18 protein-coding genes and 1 pseudogene are annotated in these 20,557 nt (G+C 60.7%); 9 read left to right on the forward strand and 10 right to left on the reverse strand.

What is annotated here, in order from left to right; translation table 11 throughout:
* Positions 1-14 precede the first annotated feature (14 nt).
* Positions 15-1,040, reverse strand: coding sequence for an AAA family ATPase (locus HX814_RS15725; RefSeq protein WP_177009598.1), 1,026 nt, complete (start codon positions 1,038-1,040; stop codon positions 15-17).
* A 1,071-nt stretch (positions 1,041-2,111) separates the two neighbouring features.
* Between HX814_RS15725 and HX814_RS15730 the strand changes: the two genes are divergently transcribed.
* A complete protein-coding gene (locus HX814_RS15730; RefSeq protein ID WP_177009599.1) occupies positions 2,112-2,681 on the forward strand; it encodes a hypothetical protein in 570 nt (189 codons plus the stop codon).
* A gap of 456 nt (positions 2,682-3,137) precedes the next feature.
* Here the strand turns inward: HX814_RS15730 and HX814_RS15735 are convergent, their stop codons facing one another.
* Entirely contained in the window at positions 3,138-4,178 is a 1,041-nt protein-coding gene (locus tag HX814_RS15735) for a DMT family transporter (protein WP_102604724.1), read from the reverse strand.
* Between the two features lie 145 nt (positions 4,179-4,323).
* On the opposite strand from HX814_RS15735, the gene rimJ reads away from it, so the two are divergent.
* The 4 genes from rimJ (at position 4,324) to HX814_RS15755 (ending at position 8,882) form a co-directional block, all read left to right on the forward strand.
* Positions 4,324-4,908, forward strand: coding sequence for a ribosomal protein S5-alanine N-acetyltransferase (gene rimJ, locus HX814_RS15740; protein WP_177009600.1), 585 nt, complete (start codon positions 4,324-4,326; stop codon positions 4,906-4,908).
* Positions 4,909-4,941: 33 nt separating this feature from the next.
* Complete coding sequence (locus tag HX814_RS15745; protein WP_003217834.1) at positions 4,942-5,457, forward strand: sigma-70 family RNA polymerase sigma factor; 516 nt, start codon at positions 4,942-4,944, stop codon at positions 5,455-5,457.
* Entirely contained in the window at positions 5,454-6,398 is a 945-nt protein-coding gene (locus HX814_RS15750; RefSeq protein ID WP_102368112.1) for a FecR domain-containing protein, read from the forward strand. The genes HX814_RS15745 and HX814_RS15750 overlap by 4 nt, the downstream gene beginning before the upstream one ends.
* Before the next feature lie 75 nt (positions 6,399-6,473).
* Positions 6,474-8,882 (forward strand): TonB-dependent siderophore receptor, encoded by a 2,409-nt coding sequence (locus HX814_RS15755; RefSeq protein ID WP_087693778.1) that lies wholly within the window; start codon positions 6,474-6,476, stop codon positions 8,880-8,882.
* 42 nt (positions 8,883-8,924) lie between these two features.
* Here the strand turns inward: HX814_RS15755 and HX814_RS15760 are convergent, their stop codons facing one another.
* Positions 8,925-9,815 carry a bifunctional helix-turn-helix transcriptional regulator/GNAT family N-acetyltransferase gene (locus HX814_RS15760; RefSeq protein ID WP_218175019.1) on the reverse strand — a complete coding sequence of 297 codons (891 nt, stop codon included), beginning with the start codon at positions 9,813-9,815 and terminating at the stop codon, positions 8,925-8,927.
* Positions 9,816-10,013: 198 nt separating this feature from the next.
* On the opposite strand from HX814_RS15760, the gene ggt reads away from it, so the two are divergent.
* The gene (gene ggt / locus HX814_RS15765; protein WP_102604727.1) at positions 10,014-11,840 is read left to right on the forward strand and encodes a gamma-glutamyltransferase; all 1,827 of its coding nucleotides are present in this window, start codon (positions 10,014-10,016) and stop codon (positions 11,838-11,840) included.
* A 23-nt stretch (positions 11,841-11,863) separates the two neighbouring features.
* A complete protein-coding gene (locus tag HX814_RS15770; RefSeq protein WP_177009602.1) occupies positions 11,864-12,592 on the forward strand; it encodes a polyphenol oxidase family protein in 729 nt (242 codons plus the stop codon).
* A gap of 97 nt (positions 12,593-12,689) precedes the next feature.
* Here HX814_RS15770 and ddlA read toward each other — a convergent pair whose 3' ends face one another.
* Positions 12,690-13,784 (reverse strand): D-alanine--D-alanine ligase, encoded by a 1,095-nt coding sequence (ddlA, locus tag HX814_RS15775; RefSeq protein WP_177009603.1) that lies wholly within the window; start codon positions 13,782-13,784, stop codon positions 12,690-12,692.
* A gap of 44 nt (positions 13,785-13,828) precedes the next feature.
* The gene (locus tag HX814_RS15780; protein ID WP_008437491.1) at positions 13,829-14,467 is read right to left on the reverse strand and encodes a LysE family translocator; all 639 of its coding nucleotides are present in this window, start codon (positions 14,465-14,467) and stop codon (positions 13,829-13,831) included.
* A 137-nt stretch (positions 14,468-14,604) separates the two neighbouring features.
* Here HX814_RS15780 and HX814_RS15785 point away from each other — a divergent pair, with 137 nt between their 5' ends.
* Positions 14,605-15,405 carry an AraC family transcriptional regulator gene (locus HX814_RS15785; RefSeq protein WP_003214430.1) on the forward strand — a complete coding sequence of 267 codons (801 nt, stop codon included), beginning with the start codon at positions 14,605-14,607 and terminating at the stop codon, positions 15,403-15,405.
* Between the two features lie 121 nt (positions 15,406-15,526).
* Here HX814_RS15785 and HX814_RS15790 read toward each other — a convergent pair whose 3' ends face one another.
* Positions 15,527-16,897, reverse strand: a complete 1,371-nt coding sequence (locus HX814_RS15790) for an MFS transporter (RefSeq protein WP_218175021.1) — start codon at positions 16,895-16,897, stop codon at positions 15,527-15,529.
* A 121-nt stretch (positions 16,898-17,018) separates the two neighbouring features.
* On the opposite strand from HX814_RS15790, the gene HX814_RS15795 reads away from it, so the two are divergent.
* Positions 17,019-17,903 (forward strand): LysR family transcriptional regulator, encoded by an 885-nt coding sequence (locus HX814_RS15795; RefSeq protein ID WP_177009605.1) that lies wholly within the window; start codon positions 17,019-17,021, stop codon positions 17,901-17,903.
* Between the two features lie 164 nt (positions 17,904-18,067).
* Here HX814_RS15795 and HX814_RS15800 read toward each other — a convergent pair whose 3' ends face one another.
* The 4 genes and pseudogenes from HX814_RS15800 to HX814_RS15810 form a co-directional block, all read right to left on the reverse strand.
* Positions 18,068-18,643, reverse strand: coding sequence for a flavin reductase family protein (locus HX814_RS15800; protein ID WP_003214424.1), 576 nt, complete (start codon positions 18,641-18,643; stop codon positions 18,068-18,070).
* 54 nt (positions 18,644-18,697) lie between these two features.
* Entirely contained in the window at positions 18,698-19,129 is a 432-nt protein-coding gene (locus tag HX814_RS31700; protein WP_371132413.1) for a methyl-accepting chemotaxis protein, read from the reverse strand.
* Positions 19,130-19,237: 108 nt separating this feature from the next.
* Positions 19,238-20,071 (reverse strand): annotated as a pseudogene (locus HX814_RS31705) (PAS domain-containing protein); the annotation flags it as partial.
* 49 nt (positions 20,072-20,120) lie between these two features.
* Positions 20,121-20,453, reverse strand: a complete 333-nt coding sequence (locus HX814_RS15810; RefSeq protein ID WP_134325733.1) for a DUF2790 domain-containing protein — start codon at positions 20,451-20,453, stop codon at positions 20,121-20,123.
* Between the last annotated feature and the right edge of the window lie 104 nt (positions 20,454-20,557).

Here is a 20,557-nt window from a genome sequence, read left to right on the forward strand (position 1 = left end):
CCTACGCTTACTACCTAGTTTTGGGATAACCCCGACATAGCTTCCCTAAGAGCATGGCGCTCTTTAAGAGCTCTTATTATCACATCGACTGCAATCTGTTTCAAATCACCGAGAATCATCTCTTTTATAACTTCACTTGCTGCCCTGCTGAGTTCAGCCTGACTTAAGCCTACAGCAGCATCAACAATTTTTCCCCAGGAAAAACGCTTGGGCAAGTAGGGGCATAAAAGTGAACTTAATACTGCTTTGACGCCATCGGAATCGGGAAGTTCGTACTCTAGGATATCGTCAAATCTACGGAACAGTGCGCGATCTAAGAGCTCTGGGTGGTTAGTTGTAGCAACAACGAGGCTATCTGTACTATTTGACTCCTCGAGAAATTGTAGAAAGGAGTTCAATACCCGTCGCATTTCTCCAACATCATTGTCTGCATTGCGCCGCCCGCCAATAGCATCAAATTCATCAAATAAATAAACGGCACGAACAGATGCAATCTGATCGAAAATCAACCTCAATTTAGAAGCTGTCTCACCCATGAATCGTGTGATAACCGTTTCGAGGCGGATAGTAAACAGTGGCAGTTGCAGTTCACCAGCTAAGATTGAAGCGGTTAATGTTTTACCAGACCCAGGCGGCCCTACGAGTAGTAAACGAGAGCTAGGTGAAAGACCGTGATGCCGCAGTCGGTCGCGCTGCCTTTGCTGATGAATCAAACGTTTTAGACGATCCCGCATAGAGTCTTGCAAGATCAAGTCTTGAATTTGAGCCTTGGGATACGAAACAGATAGAAGGTTCTCGAGATCCCCCCGAGGTTTTGAAATGGGGATCGCAACTTCGCCCCCTAAACGACCGGAAACACTTCGGATTGACGTTTTTCGTTTGCGTGCAGTATCTACGAGCGTCTTCAACTCGTCAGCGACTTCCTGACGGCCACGACGCGCTTCCGCAGCTGCAACCTGAAGAGCGATCGAGAGAAACTGCTCCTCGTCCCCCTGATTGTGGCTGCTGAGCAATGCGATAATTTGTCGGGCCGTAGCCATAGAAGCGTCTTCCCTGTCCTGTCTATGGGCTGCTGCTTGGGTTCAATCAGCAGTCTAGACGATCATCTATCCCGAGCCTACTCACGGTCGTCAGATAAAGCTCTCCAACGCTCTAATATGAGCTAATCCACCGAAAAAGCCGGCCATAATGATTTGGGAGCAGTCCAGCCCTACGACGCACGCTTTCTTAATAAGCAACAGCTAGTGAACATCGAGCGCCCGGGGGCCAGTAAGATCCTATCTAGTCCGAGCACTACAGGCGTCGTTGAAGAGCCTGACATGGGCCGCACGCTTGCCCCGGGAGGGGGGGGCATTGAAGCAGGTCGATCGTAGTCGATGACGTGCTTGCTGGTATTGAATTCATGCTCCTGGACGCCAATCAGTCAGCCCCTTCCAACCGTAGCGAGCTAGGTCAGAGAGGACAACGGTATAACAACGCTATGTATGAACGGACCGGCAACATGCACCCTGCCCTCATAGAGCCATCTCCATGTAACACCAATTACCTATGTAACACGCCCGTTCGACAACACCGCGCCAACGTGTAACGACTAATAAATCCATTAAAATCATTAAGTTATACTGATTTGTTACACGAGTTACACCTGTAACACCGACTTTCAAAGAGTATCCCCTAGCCCCAGTAGTAAATGCCCCTCCAGCGACATGGGTGATAGGCGTGCTTTTATACTTCAAAACGATGGGGCCCCTGGATGATCGGACTAGATACGGGGTAGGAAACCCGCCGGATCGTGTTAGCGGAAGGGCACCCAGCTTAGTGAACAGGTGAACCTGGTGAACTCCAGTTCATCAGTGCATATGCCCTACCCTTTCAGCCATCTGCGAGTACCTTTACCAATACGGTAACGATGCCCTTTTTTCTTCAAGATCCTTTCAATTTCAACATTGAAATTTCAGTAAGCTGGTGTGGTTGCCGCTTCCACGATCCCGCGGGTTTCATGCCCCGTACCCTTGCGTTTGCTCCAGGGTCCCCGGCAGTATCTAACGTCCACCTCGGCCAAAAACGCCCTACAATACCTCGGCCATTATCTATATGCAGGGAATGCCATCTTGGAACTCAGCCATTTTTGTAATTACGTAACTCCTCAGGGTGACAACACATGGACACTCGCGACACGTCTAGCAAATATGCTCTACAAAGCAGAACAGCTATACGGCCCTAGAGACCTTTCTTGGACGGTCGTTGGCGTGGAATTCGGTACCGATATACCTAGCATCTGGTTTCCGCAGCCAGGCAAAAACGTTGCTATCCGACTCACCACGAGCGCTCTAGATAGCAAAGAAACGGCCTACTATGAGCTTGCCCATGAATGTATTCACCTGCTGTCGCCCGCAGGCCGCGTGGTGGTACCAGTCATTGAGGAAGGTCTAGCGACCGTATTTTCAGAGGACTACTACGAGGAAGTTTTTCAACAAAAAGCAACTACGCGGATGCCCTCCTACGCCAAAGCAGCTGCACTGGTTCGCGACTTACTCTCCATCGCTCCTGACGCAATTCTAAGGATCAGATCGGTACAGCCCGCATTTACACTGATCACTGAGAAGACGTTCCTCGACGCTGGTCTCAGCGTCCCGCGGGCTCTGATAGATGAGTTACTTCTACCCTTCCAGCGTGTATGAGTTGGCCCTTAGGACATTTTAATTTCAGGAGCAGCATCCGGCCTTTGAGGAGCTCTCGAACTGGGTTGAGCATCGAGGATCTACATAAGTGGCAGAGAACATCCGGGGGGCGCTGGACACCCTAGATGAGAATGCAGGATTCATCCCCCTTGCTCTCGCCTCATTGCCGGCAGAAGGCCGGACAAAAAAGTAACTACCCTGCCAAATGGCAACACACCCAACCAGCTGGTGGTGCTTTACCTAGCGGAATACCACGATATCAGTGGGCAGAAACAGGCAGCGTGTATGCCCAAATGTATGCCTAACTGAACGACAATATTTAAATACCTTTAAATACAGCACATTAGACAACCAGTTCAAATGACTGTGTAACCAAGTACTAAAAACGGCTTACCGAAAGGTAGGCCGTTTTTTTATGCCTGAAGAAAAGTAAACCGCCCTATTGCCCCACAGACGTCAGTGTTTATGCCGATGGTGCACATCGGGAAAATGCGCATGACTATGCTGAATCGGTGCGTGCTCATGGGCATGACTATGTGGCTCGGTACCGTCCCACGCAAAGTTATGCACATGCTGGTGGTGCTCATCGTGTGTATGGCGATGACCGTGCATGAGGGGATCGTGCTGATGCTCGTGCGCATGATGTTCCATCAGATGAATCCACACCCCGATGGCCATCAAGGCGGCCGCGAGCAAGAACATCAGCGAAACTGACTCGCCCAGGATCAGGATCGAGATGACCGCGCCCAGGAAAGGAGCCGTGGAAAAATAGGCGCCGGTGCGCGCACTGCCAAGCCCGCGCAGAGCGAGCACAAACAGCACCAGACTCACGCCATACCCAAGCAGCCCAACCACCATGGTTGACCCGAGCGTGGCCACCGCTGGCAGTTGCGACCCGATGGCCAACGCCAAACAGCAATTGACCACACCCGCCGCCAAGCCTTTGCTGCCGGCGATAAACAGCGCATCCGAGGCAGAGACCTTACGGGTCAGGTTATTGTCGATGGCCCAACAAAAACAGGCGAACGCCACGGCCAGCGGCCCCGTCCAATCATGAGCCGTCGCTGTCCCGTGCGGCCATGACAAAACGATCCCGCCCAGAACAATAGCGATCATGCCGATCACGATGCGGCGATCTGCGTTCTCTTTGAACACGACCCACGCCAGCACGGCCGTGAGCACCGACTCAAGATTGAGCATCAGCGATGCGGTGGCGCCCGCTGTGCGGGTGAGCCCGTACATGAGCGCCACAGGCGCAAGCACGCCCCCAAAGACAATGGCGCCCACCAACCAGGGCCACTCTCCGGCTGCAAGCCCGGGCCGTTTCCAGCCGTGGTCGCGAGCAAACCGAACGATGGCCAGGCCCAGGCCGCTGCCCAGATAGAGCAGCCCGGCCAACAGGATGGGCGGCGTATCCACCCCTAGGAGCTTGGCAAGCGGAGTGCTGGCGCCGAACAACGCCGCCGCCGCCAACGCGTAGAGAATGCTCACATTCATAATGGGTCGCCCTGTCAGGCTTATTGCATAAGGACGAGCATCATAGCTGTGCCCGGGTAAGAATTATGTGAATGCCAGCCTGGCTGGATTCTGTACGACTGAAGCGGCAGGATAGCCCGGCTGGCAAACCACAAGAAGGTGACGCATGACATTCCCCGCTACCGGCATCAGCACTGACCGCCTCTTACTGCTGGGCGCCCACCCTTCCCACGCTCGCGCCCTGCAAATGTACCTGCTGCAAAATCGCGCCTTTCTGCAGCCTTGGGAGCCTTCGCGTGACGACGCCTTTTTTGAACTGGACGCCATCACCGAACGCCTCCACGCCATTGCCGACAAAACCGCCAGCGGCGAAGCGTTGCACCTGCTGATATTCAGCCAGGACCAAATCATCGGCGCCTGCAACTTCAGCAACATCGTGCGCGGTGCGTTTCAGGCCTGTCACTTGGGTTATGCCCTGGCTGAATCCGCCCAAGGCCAAGGCTTGATGCACGAAGCGCTGACGGCGGCGATTGCCCATGTATTCGATGAAATGCAGCTGCACCGAATCATGGCCAACTACCGGCCAGAGAATGAGCGCAGTGCGCGCCTGCTGGCACGGCTGGGGTTTGAAAAAGAGGGCGAGGCGCGGGCGTATCTGAGGATCAACGGGGTCTGGGCGGACCATGTGTTAACGGCACTGATCAATCCGGCAAGCGACCGTCTATTGCAGCCCGAAGTTTTAAACCACTAGAATGGGATTAATTCTCACTTACGATTCTCTCTCATGAAGCTGTCTTCGCCCACCGACGCTCCTACGCTCGATGCGCTGTACCGCGGCTACCACGGCTGGTTGTTGACCTGGTTGCGGCGTCGTGTGCATTGCTCCCATCAGGCGGCCGACGTGGCGCAAGACACTTTCGTACGCTTGTTGGCATCGGGTACTTACGTGGCGCCGGGTGAGCCACGGGCTTATCTGGCCACCATCGCGCGCCGGTTGCTGATGGACAATGGCCGCCGCCGACGCCTGGAACAGGCCTACCGCGAAGAGCTCGAACGCTGCGCCGCGTACCTTGAACAGGCGCCTTCACCGGAGCAGATCCTGCAAGCCGCGCAAATGCTTGAGGCGATCGACCGGGCCTTGGCACGCATGCACAAGCGGATCCGCGACACCTTCATCCTGCGTTACCTCGAAGGCCTGGACCAGGCGCAAATCGCCCAGCGCCTGGGTGTCTCGGTGCGCACAGTACAGAACGATCTGGTGGAAGCCTTGCTGGCGTGCGATGCGTGCGCCCAGCCATGAACCAGCCTCTGCCCCACGCTGTGCTGCGCCAGGCCGCCGAATGGCTGGTGCGGCTGGATCACGAAGGCAATGCCGCCAACGAACAGGCGTTTCGCGCCTGGCTGGCCGCCGACCCGCAGCACCCGCAAGCCATTGCCCGCCTTCAGGGCCACTTGCTGCCTCTCAAACAAGCCCCGGCCCGTGCCGCATTGCGCCGGGCCCGGCAGCCTCGCCAAGGGGCAACGCTGGTCAAGTGTCTCGCCCTGGCCCTGCTGCTCGCGGGGGTGCCGGCGTACCAGTACGAGCAACGTGGCTATCTGTTCGCCGACCTGAGCACCGACCGTGGCCAATGGCGCCAGACGCTGCTGGCCGACGGCAGCGACCTGCAACTGGAAGGCAGCTCTGCGGTGAACCTGCACCTGGACGCCAGCCAGCGCCGCGTGCAACTGCTGCATGGTGAGATTCTGGTAACAGTGGCCAAGGACACCCAGCGCCCGTTTTATGTCGACACCCCGCAGGGCAGCATTCGCGCCCTGGGCACGCGTTTTATCGTCGAACTCAGCGACACCGCCACCGTGGTCAAGATGCTCGAATCCTCGACCCGCATCGACAGTGCCGGGCATACGATTACCCTCGGCCCCGGCGAGCAGGTGCGCCTGGATGCAAGCGGGCCCGGCACGCCGAAAAGCGTTGATGTGCAAGCGCAGCAGCAAGCCTGGACGGCCCACCAGTTGCTGGCCAACGACGAGCCGCTGGCGGATGTACTTGAGCGCCTGGCGCGGCATCGCCCGGGTGTGCTGATGTTCGATCGCCAGGCGCTGCAAGGCATTCGGGTGACGGTGATGCTGCCGACGGACGACAGCGACCGCGCATTGCGCCTGCTCACACGCACCCTGCCGATTGAAGTCAGCACCTACACCCCGTGGCTCACACGTGTGCGCCTGAAATCCCCCGCCGGATAATTCTTACGCACCGTTGCGTGTTTTCGGTTTTGCCGCGTCCTTTCCTTGGCCAACATCCAAAGGAGCACCGATAACATGTCTTCAACCCCCACACGCGGCGGCCTGTTGCTGGCCAGTCGACTGTTGCTTGGCTGCCTGCCCCTGGCGGTGCCGGGCCTGGCCTACGCGCAGCAGCAGGTACAGGCGTTCGACATCGCCCCCGGAAAACTCGGTGACGTGCTGACGCGTTACGCCCAGGCCGCCGGCGTGCCGATCTCGTTCCTGTCGCAACAAGTGGCCGGGTTGGACAGCCCCGGCGTGCGCGGCAGCTACAACGTGGAGGACGGGTTCGCGCAGGTGCTGGCCGGCACCGGCTTCGCAGCACGCGGCAATGCCGATGGCTACCAGCTGGAAAGCCTGCCGGTGGCCGGCGGCGCGCTGTCGCTGGGTGCCACAGAGATCACCGCGAATCAGTTGGGCACCATCACTGAGGGCAGCGGTTCCTACACCCCGGGCACCATCGCCACCGCCACGCGCATGGTGCTGACCCCACGGGAAACCCCGCAGTCGATCACCGTGATCACGCGCCAGCATATGGATGACTTCGCGCTCACTTCGATCGACGACGTGATGCGCCATACACCGGGCATCACCGTGTCGACCTTCGACAGCGAGCGTAACAATTACTACGCCCGCGGCTTCTCGGTGGAAAACTTCCAGTACGACGGCATCCCGACCCTGCGCAACTCCGCCTACTCGTCCAGCCAGACCCTCAGCGACATGGCGATCTATGACCGCGTGGAAATCCTCAAGGGTGCCACCGGACTGCTGACCGGCGCCGGCGCCCCTGGCGCGACGATCAACCTGATCCGCAAAAAGCCCACGCGGGACTTCAAGGCCAGCGTCGAACTCGGCGCCGGCAGCTGGGACAACTATCGTTCCCAGATCGACGTGAGTGGCCCGCTGACCGACAGCGGCAACGTGCGCGGGCGTGCGGTGGCGGCGTACCAGGACAAGCACTCGTTCATGGACCACTACCAGCGCAGCACCAATGTGTATTTCGGCACGCTGGAAGCCGACCTGACCGACGACACCCTGCTCACCGTCGGTTTCGATTACCTGGACAGCGACCCGCAAGGCTCGGGCTGGTCCGGCAGCCGTGCGCTGTTCGATCGCAACGGCAACCGCATCGATGTAAAACGCTCCTACAACAACGGCGCCAAGTGGAGCCGCTGGGAGCAGTACTCCCGCAGCGTGTTCTCCACCCTGGAACACAACTTCGACAATGGCTGGGTGATCAAGGGCCAATACACCCACCAACTCATGGGCTACGACGCGCCCCTGGGCTCGATCATGAGTGGCCCGTTCCCCGCCACCGGACTGTCGTCCCTGTACGCGAACAAGTTCACCGGCAACACCCGCGCCGACTCGGGCGATGTCTACGCCAGCGGTCCGTTCAGCCTGCTGGGCCGTACCCATGAATTGGTGATTGGCGCGTCGGCCTCGAACTCCCACTGGACCGGAAAGGACTACGGCGCCCCCACTTATGTGGGCAACAACGAGATCGATTTCTGGAACTTCGATGGCAACGCTCCGGAGCCGAACTGGGGTGAACCGACACGGATCATCGATGCCACGACCCGCCAATCCGCAGGCTATATGGCCGCACGTTTCAACCTCATGGATGACCTGAACCTGTTCCTCGGCAGCCGCGTGGCCAACTACAAATTGCGTGGCGAAGACGACTCCACCGAGACCGGCAAGCTGGTGCCCTACGCCGGGGTCACCTACGACCTGAACGACAACTTCACCGCGTATGCCAGCTACACCGACATCTTCATGCCGACGACCTACAGCCGCGACCGCAACAACAAATTGCTGGAACCGGATGAAGGCAAGAACTACGAGACCGGCCTCAAGGGTGAGTTCTTCGAGGGCCGGCTCAACACCAGCATGGCCTACTTCGAAGTGCACGAAACCAACCGTGCGGAGCCGGACGCCGAATACAACGCCGCGCCGACCAACCCATCCCTCGGGTATGCCGAGAAAGGCATCAAGGCCAAAACCAAGGGTTTCGAGGCCGAGATGTCCGGCGAGCTGGCGCCGGGCTGGCAGGCCCAGGCCGGCTACACCCACAAGATCCTGCGGGATGAGCATGGCGACAAGGCTTCGACCTGGGAGCCGGAGGACCAGCTCAGTTTCTTCACCTCGTACAAACTCAAGGGTCCGCTGGACCGCCTGACCGTCGGCGGCGGCGCGCGCTGGCAGAGCAGAAGCTGGCAAGTGGTGTACAACCGGCCCAAGGCGCAAAACGAAGAGTTCTCGCAGGAAGCGTATTGGGTGGTGGACGCGATGGCCAAGTATCAGGTCAGCGAACATCTTTCCGCGACGCTGAACGTCAACAACCTGTTCGACAAGCAGTACTACACCAACATCGGCTTCTATAACACGGCCTATTACGGCACCCCGCGCAACGTGATGCTCACCACGCGCTGGGACTTCTAACCGGCCAGGCGCCAGCGCCCCGTGACGTGGGGCGCTGTTGCGTCAAACAGCGTGCCGCACAAAACACTGCTCCACCACAGACTTGCCCCACTGCTGCCCCTCCTGCTCGGACGCCAGCACAAAGCCCGCGCTTTCATAAAGCTTGCGCGCCACATCCAGGCCCTTGAACGTCCACAGCCGCACCGCCGGGAACCGGTGCCCGTCACAGAAATCCAGCGCCTCTTTCAACAACCGTTTACCCAAGCCCTGGCCGTGAGCCGACGGGTCGAGGATGAAGCAGCGCAGGATCGCCTCGCCGTTTTCGCCCTCGCCATCAATCGCGATCGAACCGACGATCTGCTCTGCGTCCAGCACTGCCCAGACTTGGTTGCGCGGGTTGGCCAGGCGCCCCATCAACTCGGCCATGTCCGCCGCCACCAGGCTTTCAAACGGCTGGCCAAAATTCGCATGCTGGGCGTAGTACTCGGCGTGGATCTGCGCGATACGCCCGATGATGCCTGGCCGGTAGCCATGGGCAATGCGGTAGTGCCTCGGCTGCCGGGCGCCAGTACGTTGGGTTTGCAGGGCTGCGGCGTATTGATCGAGCCCACGGCTGACGGCCTGTTGCTGTTCGCTGGACAAGTCGCCAATCGCCTCGCCCACCTGGCGCCGGGCAAACGTTTCGATGTCGCGTAACGTCTTCTGGCCTCGTGTGGTGAGCCGCAGCTTTTTCGAACGGGCATCGTCCTCGTTGGCAAACTCTTCCAGCTCGCCCGCCTCGACCAGCTTGCGCACCATGCGGCTCACCGACGACTTTTCCAGCCCCAGCAACATGACCAGTTCAGCCGCTGTCAGCGCGCCACGCTCGCCGATTTCAACAATCGTGTGCACCGATGACGGTGGGTAACTGCTGGCCGCCAACTTCGGCTGCATGAAGCCCAGCTCTCGCACCATAAGACGCGAGGCACAGCGGATCTGATCGATAAGGTCTGGCTTGGAACGGTTCACGGGTGGGAAACCTCCTGCCCGAATGACGAGGGATATAGTTGTACCGCACAACCAAATACAGATCAATCTCCCAACCTGCAAACCACTGAGGTACATTCCCTCCCCACGGACAACAGATCATTCTCAAATGAACGGAGTCATCGCGTGTTTTCGATTTTTCGCCGCCAACGCCTTACCACCCTCTCGCTGATCACCGCCGCCCTCACCCTCGCCGCCTGCCACAGCGCCACCGCGCCGGAACTGCCGCCCGCCCCGGAGCTCGGCTCGGGCTATCGCACCGACATGAGCCCCCGCCACGCCGAGCGCCACATGGCCGCCGCCGCCAACCCGCTGGCCGCCGAAGCCGGGCGCGAGATATTGCGCAAGGGCGGCTCGGCCATCGACGCCGCGATTGCCATGCAGGCCGTGCTGACCCTGGTGGAGCCGCAGTCCTCCGGGATCGGCGGCGGCGCGTTCATCATGCTGTGGGACGGCAAGCAGGTGCACGCCTACGACGGTCGCGAAACCGCACCGGCGGGCGCTACCGAGCGGTTGTTCCTCAACGCCGATGGCACGCCGATGTCGTTCCCGCAGGCGCAGATTGGCGGGCGTTCGGTGGCCACCCCGGGGGTGTTGCGTGCCCTGGAAATGGCCCATAAAAAGACCGGCCACCTGCAATGGGCCAAACTGTTTGAGCCGGCCATTCGCCTGGCCGAAGAGGGTTTCCCGATCTCTGCGCGCCTGCACAGCCTGATTGCCGCTGACCGCTACATCAGCCGCTCGCCGGAAATGACCGCGTACTTCCTGAATGCCGACGGCAGCCCGAAGGCCACCGGTACGCTGCTGAAAAACCCGGCGCTGGCCAACGTGTTCAAGCGCATCGCCAAGGAAGGGCCGGACGCGCTGTACTACGGCCCGATTGCCGACGAAATCACCCGCAAGGTACAAGGCAACAGCAACGCCGGCAGCCTGACGCTGACCGACCTCAAGGGCTACAGCGCAGTTGAGCGGGCGCCGTTGTGCACCGACTACAAACGCTGGAAAGTCTGCGGCATGCCGCCGCCGTCGTCGGGCGGGATCGCCATTGCGCAGATCCTCGGCACGTTGCAGGCCCTGGAAACCCGCGACCCGCGTATGACGCTTGGGCTGTTGAAGCCGGTGAAGAACGATTCCCCGGCCGGCCTGGAACCGGTGCCCGAAGCGGTGCACCTGATCGCCGAGGCCGACCGCCTGGCCTATGCCGACCGCGCCCAGTACGTGGCGGATTCCGACTACGTGCCGGTGCCGGTGGCCGGGCTGGTCGCGCCGGACTATCTGGCCGGCCGTGCCGCATTGATTGGTGAGCGCAGCATGGGCGTCGCCAAGCCGGGCAAGCCTGCGGGAATTGAAGTGGCCTACGCGCCGGATCGCTCGCCGTTGCGCATTTCCACCTCGCAAGTGGTGGCGGTGGATGACGTGGGTGGTGCGGTGTCGATGACCACCACGGTGGAGTCCGCATTCGGTTCCCATGTAATGGTCCAGGGCTTTTTGCTGAATAACCAGATGACCGACTTCTCCTTCATCCCCGAAGAGAACGGCCAGCCGGTGGCCAACCGGATCGAGCCGGGCAAGCGCCCGCGTTCGTCGATGGCACCGACCCTGGTGTTTGATCGCCAGAGCGGTGAGTGGGTGGCCACGGTGGGTTCGCCGGGCGGTTCGCAGATCATCGAATATGTGAGCAAATCCCTGGTGGCCATGCTCGACTGGAACCTCGACCCGCAAGCGGCCGTCGGCCTGCCCAACTTCGGCAGTCGCAACGGCGCGACCGAGCTGGAAGCCGGGTTGTTCAGTGCTCAGCTGAAACAGGCACTGAAGGACAAGGGCCACGCCCTGAGCGAAATCGACATGACCAGCGGCGCCCAGGCGATCGTCCGGGTGCGCGATGCACAGGGCAAGGCGTCGTTGGTCGGCGGGGCTGATCCACGCCGTGAAGGCGAAGCGCTGGGGGATTGAATTGACTCACTGGAGAGCTGCGCGTGCACAAGGCAAATAACCTCGGCGCCCTGGCTGGCGTCGACCATGGGTTTTGTACGATTGACGATCCATTGCGGCCCGACGAGGTGTTCATCTGCAAGCAGGTGCACAGCGCCACGACCATTGAATGGCACCCGCAGCTTACGCCCAACACGGTGGAGGCTGACGGGGTTTTCAGCCGGGATGTGCAGCCGATTGCGGTGATCACCGCCGATTGCCTGCCGTTGCTGATGGCCTCGGAGAGCGGGGATTTTGTCGCGGCGATTCATGGCGGCTGGAAGGGACTGCAAGGCGGGATCATCGCCAATGCCATGCAACGGTTTGCCGCCGAGGGAGTGGCGTTGGACCAGTTGCGGATTGCGATCGGGCCGTCGATCAAGCCGTGTTGTTATGAGGTGAGTGGCGAGTTTGTGGCGCAGTTGCAGGCGAGCCAGGGGCATTTGTGGCGGGATGGAAATGCGCCGTGGACGTTTGAGCAGCCGGGGCCGTTGTTGGCACCGCAGATTCAGCCGCCAGCCCCCAGGCAGGCGTTGAGTGCGTGGTTTGATTTGGGCCGGTATGCGCTGATCTTGCTGGAGGCGGCAGGGATAAAACCTGAGCAGGTTGAGGTGAGCGAGGTGTGTACGTATTGCACCTCACCGGCGTTTGCGAGTTACCGCCGAAGGACCCATGACAGTACGGAGCGCAAGACGTTGTTGTATTCGTGGATTTCCAGGACTGCGCAAATCTAGTGTGGGAGCTGGCTTGCCTGCGATGACGGAGTGTCAGTCAATATTTTATTCACTGATCCACCGCTATCGCAGGCAAGCCAGCTCCCACATTTGATCTTTAGCGGCTGATCTTCAACCCCTTACGCCCCGCATGCCGCTCCAGCGCCAGCTCGATCAACCGGCTCACCAGCTCGCTGTAGCTCATGCCTGCCGCCTGCCACAGCTTCGGATACATGCTGATGCGCGTAAAGCCCGGCAACGAGTTGATCTCGTTGATCAGCACCTCCCCCTCATCCGTCAGAAACACATCCACCCGCGCCAGCCCGGCACAGCCCAGGGTTTCAAACGCTTCGATAGCCAACGCACGAATGCGCTCGCTGGCTTCAACGCTGATATCCGCCGGCACCACCACCTGGGCTGCCTGGTCATCGATGTATTTGCTGTCGTAGGAGTAGAAACCTTCCCGTACCACGATCTCGCCGCAACCACTGGCGATGGGATTCTCGTTGCCCAACACGGCGCATTCGATTTCCCGGCCTTTGACCGCGGACTCCACCAGCACCTTTTCATCAAACCCGAGGGCCAGTTCTACGGCGGCATGATATTCAGCCTCGCTGCCCACCTTGCTCACACCCACGGACGAACCCTGGTTCGCCGGTTTCACGAACATCGGCACTCCGAGTTTCTGCCGGGCTTGTTCGAAGGTGGTTCGCGCCGCCGTGCGACGGTTGAGGGTAATGAACGGCGTCACGGCAATCCCGGCATCGCGCAGCAGGCGTTTGCTGATGTCCTTGTCCATGCACACGGCCGAGCCCAGCACGTCGGAGCCGACAAACGGCAAGTCGGCCATGCGCAGCAGGCCTTGCAGGCAGCCGTCTTCGCCGAGGGTGCCGTGGACGATCGGGAAGATCACATCGACATGTTCCAACGAGGCCTGGCTGGCGGTTTCCACCAGTTGCTGGCTGGCCTTGCCCGGCACCACGGCCAGTTCACGATTGGATTGATTGAGAGCGATCAGCGCCGGGTTTTCTTCGTTGAGCAGAAAGCCCGAGGTGTCGTTGAGGTGCCAGTGGCCGGCCTTGTCGATGCCGATCAGGATCGGCTCGAAGCGCGAACGGTCCAGTGCATCGACGATGTTGCGCGCCGATTGCAGCGACACTTCGTGCTCGGCCGAACGGCCACCAAAAATAATCCCTACCCGCAGCTTGCTCATGATCGGCCTCACGTTTGAAAAGTAAGGCTTCTTACCATGAGCCGTCAGCGATTCGCTACCAGCGTGGCCCCGAACAGCACATAACAACCACCGGCAAACCGGTCCAGCCACTTGCGCGAGCGGGCATAGACGTTGGCCATCCGCTCACTGGAAAACACCAGTGCCACGCAGGAGTACCAACTGAATGACAAGGTCGCCATGGTGATCACGGCCAGGGTCAGCAGCGTCGGCGACGGTGACTGCGGCATGGTGGATGCAAAGATCGTCGCGACGAACAGCGCCGCCTTGGGGTTGGACAGGTTGCCCAGCAAACCCAGGCGCCAGGCGGAGAACAGTGACCGCCGAGGTTCGTCGGGCAACAGGTTCTGGGCCATCGACGGTGCCGAGCGCCGGAACAGTTTCAAGCCCAGGTAAATCAGGTAGCAGCCGCCGATGATCTTGAACGCCAGGTACAACATGGGTGCTGCGGTGAACAGCGACTTGATCCCCAAACCGCCTGCCAGACCCCACATCACGGTGCCGGTGGCCACGCCAGCCGACGCCACCACGCCATGGCGGCGTGAACAACTGGCGGCCAGTTGCGCGGTGTTGAAGAAGTTCGGGCCAGGCGTGACGACCGCGACGGTCCAGAGCAGGGCCAGCGAGACCAGAGGAGCCGCGTAGGCCGGATTGAACAATTCCATTTGGGATTCCGCCGAGGGCAGTGCAGGAATCAGGATCATATGCCCGGTACCCGCCCTGCACAATCGTACAAGACCCCGGCAGACAGCGGATTCAGACTGGGTTACCGTATTTCCATCTCTTTGCGCGACAACTCATCATGGCGACCAATATCGACTGGCTGCACCGCGCGCCCCACGCCAGTGGCCTGGAGCGCATCGAGGCGTATTTTGCCGGGTTTGGCTTCGACCCCCATCGCCACGACACCTATGCCATCGGCCGTACCCTGTTCGGTGTGCAGAGCTTTCACTATCGCGGCGGCATGACCCACAGCCTGCCGGGGCGGACCATGGTGATCCATCCCGATGAAGTGCATGACGGCTGGGCCGGCAGCGAGGAAGGTTTCAAATACCGGATGATTTACGTGGAGCCGGCGCTGATCCAGCAGGTGCTCGGCGGCAAGCCGTTACCGTTCATCCCCGGCGGATTGTCCAGCGACCCGTGGCTGTACCGCGCCAGTGAAGTGTTGCTGCAAAGCCTGGATTGCCCGATTGACCCGCTGCAGGAACAGGACGCGATGTTTGACTTGGCCCAGGCGCTGAATAACGCGTCGGGCATCACGGTCAATCGCAAGACCTTCGACTACCGGGCCGCCGAGCGCGCACGGGAATTTATCCACAGCGCCCTGGGACGGCCGATTACCCTCGATGAAATGGCGGAATACGCCAACCGCGACCGCTGGGCGTTGTCGCGGGATTTTCGTTTGTTGTTCGGCACCAGCCCCTATCGCTACCTGACCATGCGCCGCCTGGACCTGGTGCGCAGCCTGCTGGGCCAGGGCCAGTCATTGGTAGATGCGGCACTGACCGCCGGCTTCACCGACCAGAGCCACATGACCCGCCAGTTCCGCAGCACTTTCGGCATGCCGCCGTCGCGCTGGGTGAAGATGCTCGGGCGCTGAAATCCCGCCTTGAAACGCGATCAACCTGTAGGAGCTGGCTTGCCTGCGATGGCGGTGGATCAGTTAATAAATTGTTGGCTGACACTCCGCTATCGCAGGCAAGCCAGCTCCTACAGTTGAACTATGTCGCTGCCGAAATCGTATTCGACGCTGGAGCTCGTTCCTTAAGGGCCAACGCCAGCACCGCACCCGCCAGGGCAATCGCCGCGCTCCACCACAACGCCAGTTCAATCCCGCCCGCCTGCGCCGCGCCCGTCGACCCTCCGGCGTTCGCCAACGACACCAGCAACGCCAGCCCCAACGCACCGCCAATCTGCTGGCTGGTGGACGCCATGCCTGCCGCCACGCCCTGCTCGCCCGGCCGGATGCCCAGCCCGGCGGCCACCCACATCGCCGTCCAGGTCATGCCCTGGCCAATACTCAGGATGAAAATCCCCGGCAGCAACGACCAGAACCCCGCCCCCGTCGGCAACGCCACACATACCAAAGCGATACCCACCGCGCCCGCCAACTGGCCGCTGACCAGGGTGTTGCGCAACCCCAGCCGCGCCAATGAACGCTCCGCCAGCCAGATACCCGCGGTGCACACCAGCGTCGCCGGCAAAAACGCCAACCCCGCCTGCAACACGCTGTAGCCGTAGACCTGCTGGTAGCACACCGCCAGAAAGTAGTACTGCACGCCAAAGCTGCTCATGAACACCGCCGTCAACACCATGGCCATGCGCAACTCGCGATAGCCCAACAAGCGCAGCGGCATCAACGGATCACGGCCCCGGTGTTCGATCCACCCAAACAACCCGAGCAGCACCAACGCCAGGGCCATGCAGCCCAGGGTTGACGGCGCCGCCCAGCCCCACTCCGGCCCCTGCACCAGGGAGAACACCAGCAAGGTGCCGCCCAGCGTCACGGTCAACGCACCGCTGATATCAAAGTTGCGCCCGCGGGCCCGCTCGCCATCGGCGGGAATCCAGTAGCGCGCCGCCAGGGCACAGGCACCGGCCAATGGCACGTTCACCAGGAACACCGCTTCCCAGCCCCAGGCCTGGGTCAGCACGCCGCCGAGCAACGCGCCCAATGCCAGGCCCGCCGCAGACGCCGCGCTCCACACGGCAAACGCCCGATTACGCGCGGGCCCTTCGGCGTAGTGGGTGTTGATCAGCGCCAGCGTGGCCGGGAACAACAGCGCCCCACCCACACCCTGCACCGCCCGCGCCAGCACCAGCAGCAAGGCGCTGCCACCGAGCACCGCCGCCAGGGAAGACAGCGCATACAGCGACTGGCCAAGCATGTACAAGCGCCGCTTGCCCAACAGGTCCGCCGCCCGACCGCCCAGCAACAGGAAGCCACCAAACGCCACGCTGTAGGCACTGACCACCCACTGCAATTGCTGGGCAGAAAAACCCAGGTGGCTGCCGATTTGCGGCAGCGCGACAAACACGATGGTCGCGTCGAGGGCGATGATCAGTTGCGCGGTTGCCAGCAGCAACAGCATCCAGCCAGAGGGTCGAGAAGAAGACATCACAGCGTCCTGCCTGAAAATGAGAGGCGCCAGTTTCTTTCATGCCCAACAGATGATAAATACCCCTATCACTCTTTCAGTAATGACTTTAATCATGGATCTGAATGCTGTTCGCCTGCTGGTGCGCGTCGCCGAAACCCGCAGTTTCACTCGCGCCGCCGGAGACCTGGGGCTGACCCAATCGGGCTTGTCCCGGGCCATTTCCCGACTGGAAAACCAGCTGGGTGTGCGCCTGCTGCAACGCAACACCCGCAGCGTCAGCCTCACGCCCGACGGGCAGATGCTGTATGAACGCAGCGCGCCGCTGCTGGCGGAACTGGCCGAAGCCGAGCGGCAAATGCTCGACCGCCGTGCCTCACCGTCCGGTTTGCTGAAGATCAGCACGCCATCGTTGTTTGGCCGCAAGGTGGTGATGCCGGTGATCGGCGAGCTGACCCTGCAATACCCCGATCTGCGCATTGAAGCGGTAATGACCGACCGCCTGGTGGACATCGTCGACGAAGGCTTTGACGCCTTGCTGCGCACCGGCGATATCCAGGACCAACGCCTGATCGCCCGGGCACTGCCACCGCTGCGCTGGGTCACCGTCGCCGCACCGGCTTATCTCGCGCGTTTTGGTACGCCGCAGACCGTCGATGAACTCAAGGACCATAATTGCCTGACCGTACGTAACCTGCGCACCAGCCGGCTGGTGGACTGGCAGTTCATGCTCGATGGCAGGGTGCAGGACGTGAGTGTCGAGGGGCGGTTGATCTTTGATATCGGCGATGCGCTGGTGGACGGTGCGCTGGGCGGATTCGGCATCGCCCAGGTGATGGACTTTGCGGTGCGGGAAGATCTGGCGGCCGGGCGCCTAGTGCCCTTGCTGGAGGAATTTGCCGGGCGCAGTCGGGCGATATCGCTGGTGTATCCGCCATCGCGGCAGTACTCGCCGAAGTTGATGGCGTTTGCCGAGGCACTCAGCAAAACCCAGTGGTAACACAACCTTTGTGGCGAGGGAGCTTGCTCCCGCTCGGCTGCGCAGCAGTCGTATATCTACCGACCAAGTGTATTGGAAGGAAACAATGGGACCGCTTCGCGCTCCAGCGGGAGCAAGCTCCCTCGCCACAAAACCAGGCTGTACCGGAAGAATTGGCACTGGGCTTAAAGCTGTCGCCCATCAATCGGCTCACCAATCGTCAGGAAATGCCCGCCCGCCACATGGTGCAAGGTACGCAGCGCATCCTGCCCTTCGAAATGCCAGCGACCGTCGCTGAATACGCGCTCATCAGCCTGGGCGGCCACCACTTCGGCGAGGAACAGATCGTAGGTCTGCTGGTTATGCGGTTCCGGCAGCAAGCGGCATTCCAGCCACGCCACGCAGCCTTCAAGCATCGGCGCTTCGGTGTGTTCGCCGCTGAACGTCTGCAAGTCATATGCGGCGAACTTGTCGGTCTCGCTGCCGGTGGTGTTGCCCACGGTCTGCACGATATCGGCCTGGGCCGCACACGGTACGTTGAGCACGAAAGTGCCGGCGCCTTCGAGCAGTTGCCGGGTCCAGGTGGCCTTATCCAGCACGACGGCGACTTTGGGCGGCTCGAAATCCAGCGGCATCGCCCATGCCGCGGCCATGATGTTGCGCTGGCCGTTGTGCGCGGCGCTGACCAGTACGGTCGGGCCGTGGTTGAGCAAGCGGTAGGCCTTGGACAGCGGGACGGGACGGCGATGGTTAGGGCTCATGGACGAAAGGCTCGGAAAAAAAACCTACGATACCTCAAGCATGAGCCCGGGTGACTAGCTGCTCAGTTGATTGGCGAATTGCCCTACAGCGCTGACCACTTTCTGGGCGCCGTCCTGGATCTCGACGATCACTGTGCCCGCCTCGGCCGCCAATGCCAGCCCTTGCTCGGCCTGCAGGCGGCCATCGGTCATCAGCGCCACTGCATCGCGGGCCATGTCCTGGTTCTGGCGCACCACGCCGACGATTTCCTCGGTGGCCTTGCTGGTACGCGACGCCAGTTGCCGAACCTCATCGGCCACCACCGCAAAACCACGGCCTTGCTCACCGGCGCGGGCGGCTTCGATGGCGGCGTTGAGTGCCAGCAGGTTGGTCTGCTCGGCGATGCCGCTGATGGTCTTGACGATGCTGCCAATCACCTGGGACTGGGCGTTCAGCGCTTCAATGCCCTCACCCGCCTGCTCCATGTGCTTGGCCAGGTCGCGCATCACCTCCACCGCCTGGGTGACCACGGTGGTGCCGCGCTGGGCGCTGCTGTCGGTGTGCAGCGAGGTGCTGTAGGCGATGTTGGCCGCGTCGGCCACGGCCTGTTCCTGGTTGACCTGGTCGGTGATCACCGTGGCGAACTTGACCACTTTGTACAGCCGCTCGTTGGCGTCGAGCACCGGGTTATACGAAGCCTCCAGCCACACCACCCGCCCGTGGCTGTCCACTCGCTTGAAGCGGCCCGCGACGAATTCACCGGCGTTCAGGCGCTTCCAGAACTGCTGGTACTCGACGCTGCCGGCATCCTGCGGCTCACAGAATATCCGGTGATGTTTGCCCTGGATCTGCGCCAGGCTGTAACCCATGCCGTTGAGAAAACGGTCGTTGGCCGTCAGTACATTACCGTTGAGGTCGAACTCGATCACTGCCGTGGAACGCACCAGCGCGGTGATCAGGTTTTCGTGCTCGCGGGACGCCTCGATAGTGCGGGTCAGGTCGCTGGAGTACATCGAAATATGCTTGATACGCCCGTCACTGCCACGCACCGGTTGCACGATGGAGCGCAGCCACGCCTCATTGCCGTTGCCGCGCATCAGGCGTACGGAACCGGCGAAGTGTTCGCCACGCACCAGGGCGTTCGTGAAGCGCAGTTGAAAAGTGTCGTGCTTGACGTGCGCCGGCACCAGATCCTCGATCAGGCGGCCTTGCAGCTGGCTTGCCTGGTAAGCCATCTCTTGAAGGAAGATGGCATTGACGGATTCGATGCGCCCTTCGGGATCCAGGGTCAGGGCCATCATTTCGCTTTCCAGGCTCTCCTTGACCTGCTGCAAACTGGATAATTCTTCGCGAAGAGCAGACAGCTCCTGCTTGAGACGGGTGTTGAACATGGAGGCACCGGTGGGCAAATGAGGGCGGGATCTGACCTGCATCGGCGCTGCCGGCATTTTCTTAAGAGAGCTTTAGCCCATTGCCCAACTATATTTTTTCAGCCCCTCAACTGCCGTTGTTACGGCAGATGCCCATCACTTGGTAGTGGAGCGTGTTGAGCTTGCCGGTGGAGTCTTCGTAGGTCATGCGTGACGGCACCGCGCTGCACGAGCGGATCGGCGGCGTGACATTCACCACCTTGGCAATGTCCAGCTTCATGCCGTAGCGATACACCATCACCTCGGGCGCAGGCTTGCCCTTTCTGGCGGCGTAGGCGGCCATGGCTTGCTCATTGTTTTGCATCAATTGGGCGAAGGTGCGGTCGCCTCCACCTTCGGCCATCGCGCCAGCGGAAACGATCAGGGCCAATGCAGCGACAGTGGTTTTCAGGGTATTCATGAGGGCGTCCTCGTCTGACTTATTGAATTAAAAGTTCAGAGCAAGAATAACTAACCAAGCCTGTCGCAAAGTTCACCGACAGATTACTTATCCGTTATGTTTTA

Origin of the sequence: Pseudomonas sp. C8002, assembly GCF_013385765.1 — a bacterium.
Taxonomy (GTDB): Bacteria; Pseudomonadota; Gammaproteobacteria; order Pseudomonadales; family Pseudomonadaceae; genus Aquipseudomonas.

Excerpts from the sequence above, each read along its gene's own strand:
- HX814_RS15725 (WP_177009598.1), bottom strand. The coding sequence starts at position 1,040 with ATGGCTACGGCCCGACAAATTATCGCATTGCTCAGCAGCCACAATCAG.
- HX814_RS15735 (WP_102604724.1), bottom strand. The coding sequence starts at position 4,178 with ATGAATGTGAGCATTCTCTACGCGTTGGCGGCGGCGGCGTTGTTCGGC.
- rimJ (WP_177009600.1), top strand. The coding sequence starts at position 4,324 with ATGACATTCCCCGCTACCGGCATCAGCACTGACCGCCTCTTACTGCTG.
- HX814_RS15745 (WP_003217834.1), top strand. The coding sequence starts at position 4,942 with ATGAAGCTGTCTTCGCCCACCGACGCTCCTACGCTCGATGCGCTGTAC.
- HX814_RS15750 (WP_102368112.1), top strand. The coding sequence starts at position 5,454 with ATGAACCAGCCTCTGCCCCACGCTGTGCTGCGCCAGGCCGCCGAATGG.
- HX814_RS15755 (WP_087693778.1), top strand. The coding sequence starts at position 6,474 with ATGTCTTCAACCCCCACACGCGGCGGCCTGTTGCTGGCCAGTCGACTG.
- HX814_RS15760 (WP_218175019.1), bottom strand. The coding sequence starts at position 9,815 with ATGGTGCGAGAGCTGGGCTTCATGCAGCCGAAGTTGGCGGCCAGCAGT.
- ddlA (WP_177009603.1), bottom strand. The coding sequence starts at position 13,784 with ATGAGCAAGCTGCGGGTAGGGATTATTTTTGGTGGCCGTTCGGCCGAG.
- HX814_RS15780 (WP_008437491.1), bottom strand. The coding sequence starts at position 14,467 with ATGGAATTGTTCAATCCGGCCTACGCGGCTCCTCTGGTCTCGCTGGCC.
- HX814_RS15785 (WP_003214430.1), top strand. The coding sequence starts at position 14,605 with ATGGCGACCAATATCGACTGGCTGCACCGCGCGCCCCACGCCAGTGGC.
- HX814_RS15790 (WP_218175021.1), bottom strand. The coding sequence starts at position 16,897 with ATGCTGTTGCTGCTGGCAACCGCGCAACTGATCATCGCCCTCGACGCG.
- HX814_RS15795 (WP_177009605.1), top strand. The coding sequence starts at position 17,019 with ATGGATCTGAATGCTGTTCGCCTGCTGGTGCGCGTCGCCGAAACCCGC.
- HX814_RS15800 (WP_003214424.1), bottom strand. The coding sequence starts at position 18,643 with ATGAGCCCTAACCATCGCCGTCCCGTCCCGCTGTCCAAGGCCTACCGC.
- HX814_RS31700 (WP_371132413.1), bottom strand. The coding sequence starts at position 19,129 with ATGCGCGACCTGGCCAAGCACATGGAGCAGGCGGGTGAGGGCATTGAA.
- HX814_RS15810 (WP_134325733.1), bottom strand. The coding sequence starts at position 20,453 with ATGAATACCCTGAAAACCACTGTCGCTGCATTGGCCCTGATCGTTTCC.